A 14,127-nucleotide genomic window follows, 5' to 3' on the forward strand; every position below is an offset into this window, starting at 1 on the left:
TTATCCTCTCCTTCCCTTACGCTCGTTTGAATTGTTGTAAGAAACGTACATCATTTGTATAGAAATGACGAATGTCATCTACTCCGTATTTCAACATTGCGATACGCTCTGCGCCCATACCGAATGCGAAACCTTGATATTCTTTTGAATCATAACCAGCCATTTCAAGTACGTTCGGGTGAACCATACCTGCGCCTAGAATTTCAATCCAGCCAGTTCCTTTACAAGTGCCGCAACCTTTGCCATGACACATCATACAAGAAATATCCATCTCTACAGATGGCTCTGTGAATGGGAAGAAACTTGGACGAAGACGGATTTCACGATCTTCACCGAACATCTTTTTCACGAATACTTGCAGTGTACCTTTTAAGTCACTCATACGAATGTTTTTATCAATTACAAGACCTTCAATTTGCATGAACTGATGTGAATGCGTCGCATCATCGTCATCACGGCGATACACTTTACCAGGACAAATAATTTTGATTGGGCCTTTTTCTTTATTATTTTCCATCGTACGTGCTTGCACAGAAGATGTATGTGTACGTAGTAACGTTTCTTCTGTAATGTAGAATGTATCTTGCATATCACGCGCTGGGTGATCTTTCGGTAAGTTTAGTGCTTCGAAGTTGTAGTAGTCTTTTTCTACTTCTGTTCCTTCAGCTACTTCATAACCCATACCGATGAATACATCTTCAATTTGTTCAACAACAGCTGTTAACGGATGGTGGCAACCTGTTTCAACAGGACGACCTGGCAATGTAACATCAATTGTTTCAGTAGCTAGTTTCGCTTCGATTACTGCTTTTTCTAAGTTACTAATTTTGTCTTCTAGACGCGTTTGAATCGCTTCACGTACTTCATTTACTAATGCTCCCATACGTGGACGCTCTTCTGCTGATAATTTTCCCATGCCGCGTAATACTTCTGTAATTGGGCCTTTTTTTCCTAAATACGCTACGCGTACATCGTTTAAGCCCTTTAGCTCTTTCGCTTCTTCAATAAGCTCTAACGCTTTTTGCTTTAGCTCTTTTAAACGTGCTTCCATTTTGGAACCCTCCTAATTTTAAAAATAAAAAAACCTCGCTCCCAAAAAGGGACGAGGTAAATTCGCGGTACCACCCTAAATTGACAGAACAAGTCTGCCCACTCATTAGTTATAACGATCAATTCTGACCGGAACGCCTTTACATATACATGGTCCTGGCGTCAACTCCAGAGGTGAATTCACTTCCGTCTACCATAAGAATGCTTTCAGTCTACGGCACTCTCTCCCTATATGGCGATTTTGTAAGTTACTCTTCTCTATCAACGTTTTTCGTTATTTAACTTTATAATATAATGTACTTCAACTTATTATAAGAAGTTTTTTATTTGTTCGCAACCGGGCTTTGCAAATAATACGTTAAAATCCCTGCTGCAACCGCAACATTTAATGATTCTGCCCCGCCGTAAATCGGAATATACAAGTTTTGATCCGTTTTTGCAAGAATTTCTTGGCGTACGCCATTTCCTTCATTTCCTACAATTAATGCAAAACTGCCAGCCGGCGTTACTTCACCATACGGAACTCCATTTTCAAGAGCTGTTCCATATACAGGAACGTTATTTTCTTTTAACTTGTCTACCCATTCTTCTAAGTTCCCTTTTACAATTGGTAAGTGGAAAATAGAGCCTTGTGTAGAGCGGAGTACTTTACTATTGTAAACATCAACACAACCTTCTCCAAGCACAACAGCGTGAATACCAGCTGCATCAGCTGTACGAATAATTGTTCCTAAATTCCCTGGGTCTTGCAGGCCATCTAATAAAAGGAATTTCCCATCAGTAAGCGCTACTTCTTTCTCATGCTTCTCACAAACAGCAAATACACCTTGCGTCGTTTCTGTTTCACGAAGTATTTTTACAATCGCCTCAGGTACGATGTACATTTCCACATCATTAACTGTCCAATCTTTCGGAAGGTCTGTCTGATCTGAAACGATAAGTTCTGTTACAATTCCTGTCTTCAAAGCTTCCTCGACTAAGTGGAATCCTTCTACAAAAAATAAACCTTTTTTATCGCGTTCTTTTTTCGTTTGCAGCTTTTTCCACTGCTTTACACGCGGATTTTGTACTGAATCAATGTTTTTCATAATATGTATTTCCCTCTCTTCTTGTCTTATCATTATAGCCTATTTTTCATACATATTTACATAAAAAAGAACAAAAACTAACGTCAGTTTCAATTCTGAAGAAGAGGTGAAAGCAATGAGTTTTAATTTACGCGGTGCCGTATTAGCGAATGTATCTGGAAATTCACAAGATCAATTACAAGAAACAATCGTCGATGCAATTCAAAGCGGCGAAGAAAAAATGCTTCCAGGTCTTGGCGTTTTATTTGAAGTCATTTGGAAAAACGCTGATGAAAATGAAAAGCACGAAATGTTAGAAACACTAGAGCAAGGATTAAAAAAATAAGCAATTTGAAAATCACCTTTGCATAAGCTAAGGTGATTTTTTTGCAGAAAATTTTTTTCTTCTCCTAAACATTTCTACTTTACTAACGAACTATGATGGAGTACAATGTTCAAAATACATTTAAACCGATCGATTTTTCTTCATATACACCATAAGATAAAAGGAGTGAATGTTTTATGCACCGTATTACGCTTGAACAAATTTTTAAACACCACATTACACAAAAATACGTAAACCGTTCTGGAATGGTCCACGCGATCGCTGTCGCTTACCATGCGTTTCACCTAGCCAAAAAGCATCACGCCTCAGTCGATGCTGCCACAAAAGCTGGCTTCCTTCATGATATCGGACATCATACGTGGTACACAGGCGGCGAATGGGATTATGACTTATATAAAAAGAATGATATCCATGCAATTAAAGGCGCTGAAAGAGCACATAAATTACTTATTAGATTAGGAGAACATCCAAAACTAGCAAAAGAAATTTCTATTGCAATTCTTCTTCATACAGATTCTTTCTTAGTGGAACAAGAAATTGAAAGAACATCTCTTCAAAATATTATTAAATGGGCAGACGAAGCAGATGAAGAACCGGGCGGAGCGCATCATTATCGAACAATTTCTTATGAAAAAGCACTTAAAGCAATTCAGCAATTAGATCGATTGGTAGAGCGTGAATTGCAAATAGAGCAAGCAAAATTGAATAACAAGACAGAACATAGTTATCAATGAGAAAGAGGCATCACTACAGGGTGATACCTCTTTTATTATTTTATGGAAAATACACCTTTATATGTAATATTTAAATATTACGCCTGAAAACAAAATACCTTATAATTAAATATACAAATATAAAGAGGTGATTCTACATATGCAACCCGCTACACAACTTTCTAATGAACAGAAATACTCTATGTCATGGGGACAATTTATTAGCTCCGTTGTATTCGCTTTTTTCGGAACCGGACTTATTACTGTGTTCCTCGCAATGCCCTTAACAATTTATACAGCCGGTCTTACAGATAAAAAACAAATTGCCCTGTATGAATCTATCGTAAATACTGCAAGTATTGTATTACAGCTAGCCGTGTTGTTATTCTTCATTTTTAAATTCGAACCCGCAAAAAAATTACTACTACAATCATTTAACTTTAAAGCACTGAGAGAATGGCGTACATACGTATACTTACTTCTTTTCTTCGCTATAAACATTTTACTCAATTACATCTTGTTAAATTATGTGTTCCAAGACGCAACAAAGCAGCAATCTTCCGCACTAAACTTAGATGTCTTTAAGCAGTATCAAATATTATTACTTCTGGGCTTTGCAATACTCACACCAATTTTTGAAGAGCTTATTTTCCGTGGCTTTATACTTCGCTTTTTCTCAGAACGCTTTCCATTTTGGATTGCAGCGATTATAACAAGCTTCTTCTTCGGTATCGCTCATACATACTCACTTGGCGTAATGGTCATTACTTTCTTCATGGGATTATTAATGGCTATTTTATGTAAAAAAACAAAATCCATTATTCCAGCTATGTTATTTCATATTATGAATAATTTGTTGGCATTCTTGAGTTAAAAAGAGGTATCATCGCGATACCTCTCTTTACTCTTTTATCATAACTTCAAACTCTTCTGCGGTTAGCGTTTTTGATAATCCGTATCGTTATTACCCATTTCCTTCAATTTATATATACTCATTAATAATATCCAAAATAAACCTCATGTAGTAAAATATAACTTAATTCATATAAAGGAGTTTACATATGTTCAGTGTTATTTGGATGCTTTTCACGCCACTTCTCTTACTATGCGGGATTGCTGGTGGTATTTTTTTAATAGTAACAGGAATTAAATATCGGAAATTACTCGTTGGTTTAATGGGGCTACTTAGCCTATCCTTTGTCACACTACCTTTTGTTTTTTTAAGTATAGGAATTAATATGGATACAATCTTCCCCATTCCAACTGCTCTTTACTGGACCCTATTTTCTTTAACTGGATTATTAGCTGGATTAAGTGGATTACAAGCAAAGATTAAAAGTATCCGTAATATGGGATTCATTATTTTTATCGCTGGTATATTAGGAGTTATCTTCTGGTTACTCATGACTGTGGGTGATTCATACTATATATAATATTTTTTGAAACTCACAAATCGGAGGTAACACAGAAGTGTTCGGAATATTAACTTGGATGATTTTAGCTCTTACTTTAATGTTATGCGCATTTATCGTTGGTATTTTTTTAATTATTTATGGTATTAAATGTCATAAATCACTTACTATTATAGCTGGTTTAATTAGCATATTACTTATCGTTGTTCCTATCGTTTGTATAGGTTCTGGAATAGATTTAGAGAGGATGGTTCCAATTTCGGGAACTTTATATTGGTGCTTCTTCTCTTTAGCTGGACTATTAGCTATTATAAGCGGCAGGCAAATATCGAGTATTTGTTCTATGGGGATAATTTTGTTTCTAGCAGGGCTGTGCTCCGTAACTGGTTATCATTTTTTATATCTCACTCTTTAAAAAGACAAAAAAGCAGGGAAATTAATTCCCTGCTTTTCTATTTGGTTTATTGCCTGATGGTAAGAAGAACGATAACACCCAAGCGATACCTGCTAGTATCGTTGCGATTAAGAAGGCATCGTTAATACCGTTAATTGCAGATAGCTTTGAAATTTGTCCATATAATAGTTGTGTGCTCATCGCGTCTCCTGCTTGAGCTGATCCAGCTAAGGCCGCTAAGCTTTGACCCATGCCGTGTACTTTATCAACTAAAATTGGGTTTGATGTTGTTAACATGTTGCCGTAATCAGCTACGTGAGCAGTCGTTTGTTGCGTCATAAGTGTAATTAAAATCGCTGTTCCGATTGAACCCGCTACTTGTCTTGACGTATTTTGCGTTGCTGTACCGTGAGAAATTAATTTCATCGGTAGCGCGTTCATACCAGCTGTCATAATTGGCATCATAATGAATGACATACCAATTGAACGTATAATATAATCCGTCATAATAACGCTATACGGTGTATCCATCGATAATTTTGTAAATTCATATGTCGCATACGTCGTAATTGCCAATCCAATTATCGCTAATGGACGAATGCCATATTTATCGAACAATTTACCCGCTACTGGTCCCATGATCCCCATAATTAATGATCCTGGAAGAAGTAGTAAACCAGATTCAATTGGCGTAAAGCCACGAATGTTTTGCAGATATACTGGAAGCAATAACATACCTCCGAATAATGCCATCGTAACGATTGCGTTAATTACTAAAGTAAAAGTAAATACTGGATATTTAAATACTTGTAAATCAAGCATTTTATTGTCCGTTGTTAACTCTCTCCAAATAAATAACGCTAAACCAATTACACCGATAATAAGTGAAATAACAACTTCTGCACTAGTCCAACTATTATTTCCAGCTTCACTAAATCCGTACAATAAGCTTCCTAGTCCAATACTTGAACTAACCACACCGAATATATCTAATTTCGTTTTAGACACTGGCTGAGCTAGTGTAAAGAATTTTAAAGATAGGAACGTAATAATTAAACCGATAATAAACATCGCATAGAACATTAAGTTCCAGCTATAGTTTTCAATCACCCAACCTGTTACAGTTGGTCCGATAGCTGGTGCTAAAATCATTGCTACACCTAGTAATCCCATCGCCGCTCCGCGTTTATGAGGCGGGAATAACGTCATGAAGATATTCATACCAACCGGCATTAAAATACCCGCACCAACAGCTTGAATTACGCGACCTGTCATCATCATTGTAAAGTTTCCTGAAGTAGCACAAATGATAGATCCTACCGTGAAGAATAACATTGCTGCTACGAATAATTTACGATACGTAAATCGTGAAACTAAAAAGGCACTAATCGGTACTAAAATACCATTTACAAGCATGAAGCCTGTAATTAACCATTGTGCTGTTGAAGTTGATACATTAAATTCATTCATTAACGGAGGTAATGCAACATTAATGATTGTTTGGTTTAAAATAGAAACGAACATGCCTAGAATTAATACAGCTACAACTGCTTTTACGTTCACATTCTCTACAGGCATAGACATTTGTTTTTTCGGCACTTGTTTTACTTCTTCTTGCTTTCCTGTTTCTAACTCAACTACATTAGAAATTTCCGATTCTTGCTTTCGTTCAATTTCTTTCTCTTCTGTTTCAACTTTACTTACTTCTATTTTACTTACGGCTGGGACTTGTTCTTCTCCCATTTTCGTTTTTTTCTTTCGTAAAAGACGATTTACAAGGAAGAAGACGATTATACAAAATAGTGCATATCCTGCAATTACAATTGAGGACATCTCATCTCCCCCTTACTTATGAATACGAACTGTCACATTCATGCCAGGAACAATATTTACTGATTTGCTATGATCTAAAGAAATTTTAACTGGTACTACTTGTGTTACTTTCGTATAGTTCGCTGTTGCGTTGCTTGATGGCAACATAGAGAATGTATTCGCTGTTGTTAAGCCAACTTGTTCTACTTTTCCTGTTAACGTTGTATCTGGGTATGCATCTACATACACATCTACATCTTGACCTTTTTGAACATCATCAACATCTGTTTCTTCAATGTTTGCTGTTACCCATAAATTGTTCATATCAAATGCATAAGCAATCGGGCTACCTGCTCCAACGAAAGCATTTGTTGTCGCGTTTGATTGTACAACTGTTGCATTTTGCGGAATTGTTACATCTACTGTTTGTTCTCCATTAGCTGCCGCTACAGTAACAGTACCTAATTTATCGTTCTCATTATAATTTTTTCCTACTTCAGCTTTCCAGTCAGTTAGTTTACCTGCTACTGGTGAAGCAACCGGAATTACCTTTCCATCAATCTTTGCATTGTCTGTTTTTAAGTAATTTTCCGTTTGATTGTAATAGTAATAACCGCCAATACCGCCGCCAACTAGTACAATTAATGTGATAATGTTGATAATTACCATTCTTCGAAACTGATTCATTGCATTCCTCTCCTTATATCGCATATAATTTTTTTCTAAACCATTTATGTCCTTATTGTTTAGATTGTTTAATTGTTAATTATATTAACCTTTTAACAAAAAAATCACACCATCTGCAGCGTAAATCGAAACTTCTCTACCTGCGAGCGGTGCTGATTTCTGAAGGACTATCGTTTATAATTATAAATAATTATTTTGAATCTACAACCGACAATTTACGTATGAAATGTTGCTTAAACAACAATATAATACCAATATGTTGTTTAAGTATAGAAAATTAAACGAGGAGAAGGAAAATGTCTATTAAAAATACAAATGATCCACGTGTAAAGCGAACGAGACAACTCATTCAGGATGCTTTTGTCGCTTTAGTAGGCGAAAAAGGCTTTGAAAATGTAACTGTGCAACATATCGCAGAACGCGCTCCTGTAAATCGCGCTACATTTTATAGCCATTACCATGATAAATATGACCTATTAGACAAAAGCATTGAAGAAATGTTAGAGAAGCTAGCAGAAGTAATTAAACCGAAAAATAGAAATAAAGAAGATTTTCAACTTACATTTGATTCACCTCATCCTACATTTTTGGCTTTATTCGAACATATCGCAGAAAATGTAAACTTTTATAACGTTATGCTTGGGGATAAAGCTGCCGGAAACTACTCTTATAAAATGATGAAAACAATACAAGTGCATTTAACATTAAGCTTGTCTATTTCACAACCAGATGATGAAGATCTTATGGTTCCTCGTGATATTTTGATTAGTTATGTGACAGGGGCTCACATCGGAATGATTATGTCATGGTTAAAAAAAGGAATGATATATACCCCACATTTTATGGCGATGCAATTAACTCGTTTAATTATTTTAGGTGCTCATACTGCAGCGGGATTAGAACGGCCTTTTTAAAACATAAAAAAGCGAAGGAGAAGCTCCTTCGCTTTTTCTATTAATTAAATGTAATGTTATGTACAGCCTCTTTATCAAGACGTTTAATAACTTCTACAATTAACTTCACTGCATTTTCATAATCATCACGATGTAACATTGCCGCATGAGAATGGATATAGCGCGTTGCAATTGTAATTGCCATAGAAGGAATACCATTTACAGCAATGTGAATCGCACCCGCATCCGTTCCTCCGCCTGCTACTGAATCATATTGATACGGGATTTGTAATTCATCAGCAACATCAACTACGAAATCACGTAAACCTGTATGTCCAATAACAGAAGCATCATATAAAATGATTTGTGGTCCATCGCCCATTTTACTTTGTGCTTCTTTTGACGTTACACCCGGTGTATCTCCAGCGATACCAACATCTACTGCGAACGCGATATCTGGTTTAATATAATTCGCAGATGTTTTTGCGCCACGAAGACCAACTTCTTCTTGTACAGTTCCAACGCCATATACAACGTTTGGATGCTTTTCATCTTTTAATTGTTTTAATACGTCAATTGCAATTGCACAACCGATTCGGTTATCCCATGCTTTTGCAAGTAACATTTTTTCATTCTTCATCACTTGGAATTCAAAGTAAGGTACAACTTGATCTCCTGGTCGTACGCCCCACTCCATCGCTTCTTCTTGGCTAGAAGCACCGATATCGATGAACATGTCTTTAATTTCAACTGGCTTTTTACGAGCTTCTGGAGGTAAAATGTGCGGTGGTTTTGAACCAATTACACCTGTTACATCTCCTTTACGCGTTACAATCGTCACGCGTTGCGCAAGCATAACTTGTGACCACCAGCCACCAACCGTTTGGAAGCGAAGGAAACCTTTGTCATCGATTTGTGTAATCATAAATCCAACTTCATCTAAATGACCTGCAACCATAATTTTCGGGCCGTTTTCTTCCCCTACTTTTTTCGCAACTAAACTCCCTAAATTATCAGTAGAAAGTTCGTCCGCAAACGGCTCGATATATTTCTTCATTACTTCACGTGGTTCACGCTCGTTACCAGCAATACCACGTGCATCTGTTAATTCTTTTAGCATTGTCAATGTCGCGTCTAATTTTGTCATTGCCAACACCCTCCTTTTTCTTCAGTCAATTCATTATACAATAATTAAATTGAAATATTCAAAAATTAAATTAGTATCCTTGTGTTTGACGCTGATGATTTACTTCATTTTTATCTAAATATGCTTTTTCAATCTCTTCTTGTTCAAATTCAAGTGCTTGTCCAAGTCGAAGATAGCTCGTAAATAATTCAATATAGTTTGTAATAGATGGTTGATCTGTAAAACGAATTACTTTCGCATATGTGTCTAAGAAAATTTCCACTTGTGTTTTATTCGTCTGTGCACATTTATAGAATAGGAAGTTTTTATCAATACCTAAATCAATTCCGATTGATAAAATAAAATGCAAACCATCTACGTATTCTTCTAATATTACTTCACGTTCTGATGCTGGTTTGTTGCTCCAATATTTAAAACAACGTGTTTCATTTGCAAGTTCTCCAATTTCTACAAGAAGAGCTAACATTTTTTCTTTTAATAATTTTTTCGGTTGTAAGTCATGTTCTTTTGCAATACGGTCATCTAATTCTTTTTGTAATTTAAATAGTTGTAGTAAGTCCATTCTATTGTCCTCCTCCAACATCGCATTTTACGCAACAATGTTGTTTCATCTCAAAGTTCATTATTATGTTTCAGTTCTTATGAATAAGTCAGCTATCTAACTCTTTATAAAATAGCTTGTCCTTAATTTACAAATACGTTTCAGTCATCGCTCTTAAATTGTTCATCTGATGAAAGTTCCATATCATCTTTCCATTATAGCAGTGTCGTTTCAGCTAGGAAAGATACTCTTCTTTCCAAACGGGCAGAATTGAAAAAAGCCAGGAGTATTCTCCTGACTTCATATGTATATTCTTCTATACTGCTATAACTTTTATATTGATTTTGTCATATTGATAACAACATAGCCGTTAATCTTTAGAATTTCTTTCACTTCTAACTTCTATTTGAATACAAATAAAAAAACCTTAGAAGAAAATTCTTCTAAGGTTTCAACTAATTAATTAGTTAATGTTGTTTTTTGCAACTGTTGCTAATTCAGCGAAAGCTTTTTCGTCATGAACAGCTAAGTCAGCAAGCATCTTGCGGTTAACTTCGATGCCAGCATTTTTAAGACCGTGCATTAAGCGGCTGTAAGAAAGACCATTCATACGAGCTGCTGCGTTGATACGTGTAATCCATAATTTACGGAAGTCACGTTTCTTTTGACGGCGGTCACGGAATGCATACATTAGAGATTTCATAACCTGTTGGTTAGCAACCTTGAATAATGTATTTTTTGAACCGTAGTAACCTTTTGCTAATTTAATTACTTTTTTACGACGTTGACGAGTAACTGTACCACCTTTTACTCTTGGCATAATATTACCTCCTAATTGTTCTATATATCAGCCGAACTTATTTTAAGTTGTCAAGCATTTGACGAATGCGTTTGAAGTCACCAGCGCTTACTACACCAGCTTTACGTAGTTTACGTTTAGCTTTTGTAGATTTGTTAGCGAATAAATGGCTTGTGTAAGCGTGAGAACGTTTCAGTTTACCTGATCCAGTCTTTTTGAAACGCTTTGCAGCGCCGCGATGAGTTTTTTGTTTAGGCATAGGTATTTCCTCCTCTATCTATTACTTATCGTTTTTCGGTGCTAAAACTAAGAACATACTGCGTCCTTCCATTTTAGGCTTAGATTCAACTGTACTAACTTCAGCACAAGCTTCTGAGAAGCGATCTAAAACACGTTGACCGATTTCTTTATGAGTAATGGCACGTCCTTTAAAGCGAATTGACGCTTTAACCTTGTCGCCTTTCTCTAAAAACTTGATAGCATTACGAAGTTTTGTGTTAAAGTCGTGTTCATCAATTGTTGGACTTAAACGAACTTCTTTCATGCTAATTACTTTTTGATTTTTGCGCTGCTCTTTTTCTTTCTTCTGTTGCTCAAAGCGGAATTTACCGTAGTCCATAATGCGGCATACTGGCGGTTTCGCATTTGGAGCAACTAATACTAAATCAAGATTAAGATTTGCAGCTAAGTCTAAAGCGTCATTACGAGACTTGATTCCAAGTTGATCGCCATTTGCGCCAACTAAACGTACTTCACGTGCACGAATTTGCTCGTTAATCATCATATCCTTGCTAATAGTAAGCCACCTCCAAGGTTTTCTCAGAACATATTTTGTAGTCATAGAACCCGAACAAAAAAAGTGCGGGCATACGACACCCACACTTGTAAAATCTTAAGTAAGAAATACATTTACCTGTTAACTGCGAATGCGTCCATCAGGTGAGAAGCGGGTGCTTCTACTTGTTCCACAAAACAATATTCTATTATCCTTGATGAGTTTATCATAGGACATGACGTCTGTCAAGAAGACGCGATGTGTTTTACTAACAACAAGAAATATTGTAACAAACAACTAACATACTTGCAATACTTTTTTATGATAAGTGTTACATGGTTATTTTTTCTAATTTTTCTCAAGTATATTACATAAAAAAGCCGCGGTATACCGCGGCTTTTTCTTATCGTTTTCCTTCTACTTTAATCATGTCAACAAAAGCATCTAATGCGATTGTTTCTGATTTTTGTTCACCATATTTACGTACGTTTACGCCGTTTTCAGTTACTTCATTGTCACCTACTACAAGCATGTACGGAATTTTTTGCATTTGTGCTTCGCGGATTTTGTAACCGATTTTCTCTTCACGAGTGTCTAATTCAACACGGATACCAGCACGACGCAATTCGTCTTGTACTTTCTTCGCATAGTCTAAATGTACTTGCGGAGAAACTGGAATTACTTGTACTTGAACTGGAGCTAACCATGTTGGGAATGCACCTTTGTATTCTTCAATTAAGAAGGCTACAAAACGTTCCATAGTTGATACAACACCACGGTGAATTACAACTGGACGATGTTGTTTACCGTCTTCACCAACGTATGATAATTCAAAGCGTTCTGGAAGCAAGAAGTCTAATTGTACAGTTGAAAGTGTTTCGTCTTTTCCAAGAGCAGTACGAACTTGAACGTCAAGTTTTGGACCGTAGAATGCCGCTTCACCTTCAGCTTCATAGTAATCAAGACCCATTTCATCCATAGCTTCTTTTAACATACCTTGTGCTTTTTCCCACATCTCATCATCCGCATAATACTTTTTAGTATCTGCTGGGTCGCGGTAAGATAGACGGAATGAGTAGTTCTCTAAACCGAAATCTTTATACACTTCTAGAGTTAAGTTTACAACACGTTTTAACTCTTCTTTAATTTGATCTGGACGAACGAAAATATGCGCATCGTTTAAAGTCATTCCGCGTACACGTTGTAATCCAGATAACGCACCTGACATTTCATAACGGTGCATTGTTCCAAGTTCCGCAATACGGATTGGTAATTCACGGTAGCTGTGAATATCATTTTTATAAACCATCATATGATGAGGACAGTTCATTGGACGAAGAACTAATTCTTCGTTATCCATTTCCATTGATGGGAACATGCCATCACGGTAGTGGTTCCAGTGACCAGAAGTTTCATAAAGCTCTCTGCTTCCTAGTACTGGAGTATATACGTGATCATAGCCTAAGCTTGCTTCTTTATCAACGATATAACGCTCGATAATACGACGAATTGTTGCACCCTTTGGTAACCAAAGTGGTAAACCTTGTCCTACTTTTTGGCTATTAGTAAATAGTTTTAATTCTTTACCTAATTTACGGTGATCGCGCTCTTTCGCTTCTTCAAGCATACGTAAGTGCTCATCTAATTCCGCTTTCTTAACGAATGCAGTACCGTAAATACGTTGTAGCATTTTATTATTGCTATCGCCGCGCCAGTAAGCACCTGCAACGCTTAATAATTTAAACACTTTAATTTTCCCTGTAGATGGAAGGTGAATACCACGACAAAGGTCGAAGAATTCGCCTTGCTCATAGATTGAAATAACTGCATCTTCTGGAAGATCGTTAATTAAATCTAATTTCAACTCATCGCCGATTTCTTCAAAGCGACGAATTGCTTCTGCACGTGGTACTTCATGACGAACGATTTCTAAGTTCTCGTTCACGATTTTTTGCATTTCTTTTTCGATTTTCTTGAAGTCTTCAACTGTAATTGCTTCTTCCATATCAATATCGTAGTAGAAGCCATTTTCAATTACTGGACCAATGCCGAGCTCAACCTTAACATCTTTATATAAACGTTTTAACGCTTGTGCTAAAAGGTGGGCTGTTGAATGGCGTAAAATATATAGGCCATCTTCAGAATCTAATGTAATGATAGAAACTGCACCATCTTCTTCGATTGGTGTAACAAGATCGATCATCTCATCGTTTAATTTTCCAGCTACAGCTTTTTTCTTTAAGCCTGGGCTAATAGAAGCTGCGATTTCTTCAGTTGTTACGCCTTTTGGAAACTCCTTCACAGCTCCATCAGGGAAAGTAATTTTAACTACATCTGCCATCACTGGTCACTCCTCTTTTTCTCAAAATAAAAAACACTCATCCCGTAAAAAGGGACGAGTGTTGAATTCGTGGTTCCACCCTTGTTCCAATTAACATAATTGTTAATTGCTCAAGTTCAACATAACGGTGTTGTCCGTTAGCAATTACTA

16 protein-coding genes and 3 other annotated features (1 of these 19 running past the window's edge) are annotated in these 14,127 nt (G+C 36.4%); of the genes, 6 read left to right on the top strand and 10 right to left on the bottom strand.

Features of this window, described 5'->3' with window-relative positions:
- Positions 1 to 16: 16 nt before the first annotated feature.
- Together pheS and ACTFP3_RS16205 are read right to left on the bottom strand one after the other, a co-directional pair.
- Positions 17 to 1,051, bottom strand: coding sequence for a phenylalanine--tRNA ligase subunit alpha (gene pheS, locus ACTFP3_RS16200; RefSeq protein ID WP_000388222.1), 1,035 nt, complete (start codon positions 1,049 to 1,051; stop codon positions 17 to 19).
- Positions 1,052 to 1,095: 44 nt separating this feature from the next.
- Positions 1,096 to 1,324: a binding site (T-box leader), on the bottom strand.
- 49 nt (positions 1,325 to 1,373) lie between these two features.
- A complete protein-coding gene (locus tag ACTFP3_RS16205; protein WP_002026395.1) occupies positions 1,374 to 2,171 on the bottom strand; it encodes a TrmH family RNA methyltransferase in 798 nt (265 codons plus the stop codon).
- Between the two features lie 82 nt (positions 2,172 to 2,253).
- Between ACTFP3_RS16205 and sspI the strand changes: the two genes are divergently transcribed.
- The 5 genes from sspI (at position 2,254) to ACTFP3_RS16230 (ending at position 5,003) form a co-directional block, all read left to right on the top strand.
- On the top strand, positions 2,254 to 2,463 hold the full coding sequence (sspI, locus tag ACTFP3_RS16210; RefSeq protein ID WP_000009509.1) for a small acid-soluble spore protein SspI: 210 nt from the start codon (positions 2,254 to 2,256) through the stop codon (positions 2,461 to 2,463).
- Between the two features lie 176 nt (positions 2,464 to 2,639).
- Positions 2,640 to 3,197, top strand: coding sequence for an HD domain-containing protein (locus tag ACTFP3_RS16215; protein WP_000554786.1), 558 nt, complete (start codon positions 2,640 to 2,642; stop codon positions 3,195 to 3,197).
- 139 nt (positions 3,198 to 3,336) lie between these two features.
- Positions 3,337 to 4,050 carry a CPBP family intramembrane glutamic endopeptidase gene (locus ACTFP3_RS16220; RefSeq protein ID WP_326036125.1) on the top strand — a complete coding sequence of 238 codons (714 nt, stop codon included), beginning with the start codon at positions 3,337 to 3,339 and terminating at the stop codon, positions 4,048 to 4,050.
- 187 nt (positions 4,051 to 4,237) lie between these two features.
- Positions 4,238 to 4,609 (top strand): DNA-binding protein, encoded by a 372-nt coding sequence (locus ACTFP3_RS16225; RefSeq protein WP_070179522.1) that lies wholly within the window; start codon positions 4,238 to 4,240, stop codon positions 4,607 to 4,609.
- A gap of 37 nt (positions 4,610 to 4,646) precedes the next feature.
- Positions 4,647 to 5,003 (top strand): ammonia permease, encoded by a 357-nt coding sequence (locus ACTFP3_RS16230; RefSeq protein ID WP_163092977.1) that lies wholly within the window; start codon positions 4,647 to 4,649, stop codon positions 5,001 to 5,003.
- Positions 5,004 to 5,024: 21 nt separating this feature from the next.
- On the opposite strand, the gene ACTFP3_RS16235 is transcribed toward ACTFP3_RS16230, so the two are convergent.
- Together ACTFP3_RS16235 and ACTFP3_RS16240 are read right to left on the bottom strand one after the other, a co-directional pair.
- Positions 5,025 to 6,815 (bottom strand): DHA2 family efflux MFS transporter permease subunit, encoded by a 1,791-nt coding sequence (locus ACTFP3_RS16235; protein WP_149215068.1) that lies wholly within the window; start codon positions 6,813 to 6,815, stop codon positions 5,025 to 5,027.
- A gap of 12 nt (positions 6,816 to 6,827) precedes the next feature.
- Positions 6,828 to 7,481, bottom strand: a complete 654-nt coding sequence (locus ACTFP3_RS16240) for an HlyD family secretion protein (RefSeq protein ID WP_001071419.1) — start codon at positions 7,479 to 7,481, stop codon at positions 6,828 to 6,830.
- A gap of 296 nt (positions 7,482 to 7,777) precedes the next feature.
- Between ACTFP3_RS16240 and ACTFP3_RS16245 the strand changes: the two genes are divergently transcribed.
- A complete protein-coding gene (locus tag ACTFP3_RS16245; RefSeq protein WP_000023660.1) occupies positions 7,778 to 8,395 on the top strand; it encodes a TetR/AcrR family transcriptional regulator in 618 nt (205 codons plus the stop codon).
- 40 nt (positions 8,396 to 8,435) lie between these two features.
- On the opposite strand, the gene ACTFP3_RS16250 is transcribed toward ACTFP3_RS16245, so the two are convergent.
- The 6 genes from ACTFP3_RS16250 to thrS form a co-directional block, all read right to left on the bottom strand.
- Positions 8,436 to 9,521: a M42 family metallopeptidase gene (locus ACTFP3_RS16250; RefSeq protein WP_000163555.1), complete on the bottom strand. Its 1,086-nt coding sequence runs from the start codon at positions 9,519 to 9,521 to the stop codon at positions 8,436 to 8,438.
- Positions 9,522 to 9,591: 70 nt separating this feature from the next.
- A complete protein-coding gene (locus tag ACTFP3_RS16255; protein ID WP_000365050.1) occupies positions 9,592 to 10,083 on the bottom strand; it encodes a dUTP diphosphatase in 492 nt (163 codons plus the stop codon).
- A 442-nt stretch (positions 10,084 to 10,525) separates the two neighbouring features.
- Positions 10,526 to 10,882, bottom strand: a complete 357-nt coding sequence (gene rplT / locus ACTFP3_RS16260; protein ID WP_001138362.1) for a 50S ribosomal protein L20 — start codon at positions 10,880 to 10,882, stop codon at positions 10,526 to 10,528.
- 37 nt (positions 10,883 to 10,919) lie between these two features.
- A complete protein-coding gene (gene rpmI, locus ACTFP3_RS16265) occupies positions 10,920 to 11,120 on the bottom strand; it encodes a 50S ribosomal protein L35 (protein WP_001125945.1) in 201 nt (66 codons plus the stop codon).
- Positions 11,121 to 11,141: 21 nt separating this feature from the next.
- Entirely contained in the window at positions 11,142 to 11,645 is a 504-nt protein-coding gene (gene infC / locus ACTFP3_RS16270; protein WP_000973215.1) for a translation initiation factor IF-3, read from the bottom strand.
- Positions 11,646 to 11,708: 63 nt separating this feature from the next.
- Positions 11,709 to 11,829, bottom strand: a sequence feature (ribosomal protein L20 leader region).
- Positions 11,830 to 12,039: 210 nt separating this feature from the next.
- Entirely contained in the window at positions 12,040 to 13,977 is a 1,938-nt protein-coding gene (thrS, locus tag ACTFP3_RS16275; protein WP_088363270.1) for a threonine--tRNA ligase, read from the bottom strand.
- Positions 13,978 to 14,024: 47 nt separating this feature from the next.
- Positions 14,025 to 14,127 (bottom strand) — a binding site (T-box leader); it runs 126 nt beyond the window's last position.

This window comes from Bacillus cereus group sp. MYBK5-2 (assembly GCF_051915685.1).
GTDB classification, from domain to species: Bacteria; Bacillota; Bacilli; order Bacillales; family Bacillaceae_G; genus Bacillus_A; species Bacillus_A cereus.

Excerpts from the sequence above, each read along its gene's own strand:
- pheS (WP_000388222.1), bottom strand. The coding sequence starts at position 1,051 with ATGGAAGCACGTTTAAAAGAGCTAAAGCAAAAAGCGTTAGAGCTTATT.
- ACTFP3_RS16205 (WP_002026395.1), bottom strand. The coding sequence starts at position 2,171 with ATGATAAGACAAGAAGAGAGGGAAATACATATTATGAAAAACATTGAT.
- sspI (WP_000009509.1), top strand. The coding sequence starts at position 2,254 with ATGAGTTTTAATTTACGCGGTGCCGTATTAGCGAATGTATCTGGAAAT.
- ACTFP3_RS16215 (WP_000554786.1), top strand. The coding sequence starts at position 2,640 with ATGCACCGTATTACGCTTGAACAAATTTTTAAACACCACATTACACAA.
- ACTFP3_RS16220 (WP_326036125.1), top strand. The coding sequence starts at position 3,337 with ATGCAACCCGCTACACAACTTTCTAATGAACAGAAATACTCTATGTCA.
- ACTFP3_RS16225 (WP_070179522.1), top strand. The coding sequence starts at position 4,238 with ATGTTCAGTGTTATTTGGATGCTTTTCACGCCACTTCTCTTACTATGC.
- ACTFP3_RS16235 (WP_149215068.1), bottom strand. The coding sequence starts at position 6,815 with ATGTCCTCAATTGTAATTGCAGGATATGCACTATTTTGTATAATCGTC.
- ACTFP3_RS16240 (WP_001071419.1), bottom strand. The coding sequence starts at position 7,481 with ATGAATCAGTTTCGAAGAATGGTAATTATCAACATTATCACATTAATT.
- ACTFP3_RS16245 (WP_000023660.1), top strand. The coding sequence starts at position 7,778 with ATGTCTATTAAAAATACAAATGATCCACGTGTAAAGCGAACGAGACAA.
- ACTFP3_RS16250 (WP_000163555.1), bottom strand. The coding sequence starts at position 9,521 with ATGACAAAATTAGACGCGACATTGACAATGCTAAAAGAATTAACAGAT.
- ACTFP3_RS16255 (WP_000365050.1), bottom strand. The coding sequence starts at position 10,083 with ATGGACTTACTACAACTATTTAAATTACAAAAAGAATTAGATGACCGT.
- rplT (WP_001138362.1), bottom strand. The coding sequence starts at position 10,882 with ATGCCAAGAGTAAAAGGTGGTACAGTTACTCGTCAACGTCGTAAAAAA.
- rpmI (WP_001125945.1), bottom strand. The coding sequence starts at position 11,120 with ATGCCTAAACAAAAAACTCATCGCGGCGCTGCAAAGCGTTTCAAAAAG.
- infC (WP_000973215.1), bottom strand. The coding sequence starts at position 11,645 with ATGATGATTAACGAGCAAATTCGTGCACGTGAAGTACGTTTAGTTGGC.
- thrS (WP_088363270.1), bottom strand. The coding sequence starts at position 13,977 with ATGGCAGATGTAGTTAAAATTACTTTCCCTGATGGAGCTGTGAAGGAG.